The following is a 1,803-nucleotide window of genomic DNA, read 5'->3' on the forward strand; positions in this document are numbered from 1 at the left end:
ATATCGGGCCTAAGCTTAAATACTCCTTTGCCATTGAGACGAACTAAGGTGTGCGAATCCACCTGTGCCTTCACATGCCAGTTATCGTTATAACGATGACGCATCCATGCAGTCACAAAAGATTCAAACACAGCTTCCATTGGGAAAAGCAGTGAAATTGCGTTGGCGTCTCCCTGCATGCAATGGGGAGACTGTCCCATCAAAATCAGCCGCGCCCACGCCAACGCAAGTTCATAGTGACGCATATTGTAACGGTCAACTAAAACCGGACACGGATTTAGGCACATTGCTCTAGTCGGCGTTCATATTCATCCGGCGATATATTTCCCAGCCGATAATGCCGCCTTTTCAGATTATAAAAACTGTCAATATAATCGATAACATCAGCGATACCCTGACTTCGGGTTTCATAACGACGATAGTTAACCCTCTCAGCTTTCAGGCTGCGGAAAAACCTTTCCGTAACAGCATTATCCAGGCAGTTACCTTTTCGGCTCATGCTACCTGTAACATCCAGCTCCTGCTGGCAGGATTGGAACTGCGCGCTGGTATATTGCGCCCCTTGACCGCTATGGAACACCACTGACCCTGTGGGTCGTCGTTTATTTACGGCCAGCCTTAAGGCCCGGACAGTCAAGTCGCTGTCCGGTTTGTCTGAGAAGGCCCAACTCACTATTTTTCTTGAACATAAGTCAATCACGATAGCCAGATATAACCAGCCCTGAGCGGTACGCAGATAGGTAATATCACCTGACCACCAGGTATTCAATGTCTCTGGATTAAACTGCCGGTTCAACAGATTAGCGGCCACGACAGCGGGTTTTCCACCGCGTGGATAGCGATGACGCCCAGGCCGTTTAGCTATCAGTAATAAGTTTTTCATTATCTGCCGAACGCGGTATCTGCCCACGTTAAAACCTTGCTCCCGTAACTCGATGCACATGCGCCGGCTGCCATATGTGGCATCCATTTCCGCGTGAACATGCTTAGCCGCCGCGTGCAACATCAGAACATCGGGCTTGATCATTAGCCGACGACTACGGGCATAAAATACACTGCGCGTAAGCGACAGGCAGCGGCATACCTGTTGGATGTTTGCACCGACCTTCTTCAGCTTAACCGCGACTTTTTGTCGTTGTTCATTTCCATGGCGAAGAAGGCCGAAGCCTTTTTTAACAGGTCATTGTCGCTCTGCAACTGCCGTACCTGCTTTTCAAGTTCTTGTATTCGCTGTTGTTCCGGTGTTATAGCACTGGCTATCGGTGTGTTTCCGCGGATCTCTCCGCGATACTGCCTTAGCCAGCGTTGTAAGGTTGAAAGGCCAATATTCATTGTTTCAGCAGCCTGGGTCACCGGGTACTTATGCTGAAGAACCAGATTGACGCACTCCTGTTTAAACTCATGAGTAAATGATTTTTTTTCGCATTCTCACCTCGTTAGTGTTGCTCATTATATCTCTAACAAAGTGTCCGGAATGATTAGACCATTACATCCAGGGTTTTCAAAACACGATTGCTGTGATCTTTTGACCACTTCTTATTAGTGGCATGCCATTCCTTCGCAACCACTTCGAAGGTGAAGACCTCTTTCGCCAACTCTTCTTTTACTGCACGTTTTTGTTCGCGGGGATCAATCCCTGCCGCCACCAATTTTCTGGCAGCTTCTCTTTTATGTCTGGCATCAGACAGAGATGTCTCTGGGTATACGCCAAAGGCCATCAGGTGTTGCTTGCCGCCAAAGCGAAAGCGGAAACGCCAGTATTTGGAGCCGTTAGGGTGTATCAGCAAAAACATTCCGTCGCCA

The 1,803-nt window shown here is 48.4% G+C and carries 1 protein-coding gene and 3 pseudogenes; all 4 read right to left on the bottom strand.

Going from position 1 to position 1,803, the window contains the following annotated elements:
* Positions 1-266, bottom strand: a pseudogene (locus tag ACQ4OC_RS19455) (5-methylcytosine restriction system specificity protein McrC); the annotation flags it as partial.
* Between the two features lie 11 nt (positions 267-277).
* On the bottom strand, positions 278-1,114 hold the full coding sequence (locus ACQ4OC_RS19460) for an IS3 family transposase (RefSeq protein WP_430971554.1): 837 nt from the start codon (positions 1,112-1,114) through the stop codon (positions 278-280).
* Positions 1,111-1,407: pseudogene (locus ACQ4OC_RS19465) on the bottom strand (transposase); the annotation flags it as partial. The gene ACQ4OC_RS19460 and the pseudogene ACQ4OC_RS19465, both read right to left, overlap by 4 nt.
* A gap of 83 nt (positions 1,408-1,490) precedes the next feature.
* A pseudogene (locus ACQ4OC_RS19470) lies at positions 1,491-1,803 on the bottom strand (Arm DNA-binding domain-containing protein); the annotation flags it as partial.

The organism is Yersinia sp. J1 (assembly GCF_050586585.1).
GTDB classification, from domain to species: domain Bacteria; phylum Pseudomonadota; class Gammaproteobacteria; order Enterobacterales; family Enterobacteriaceae; genus Yersinia; species Yersinia entomophaga.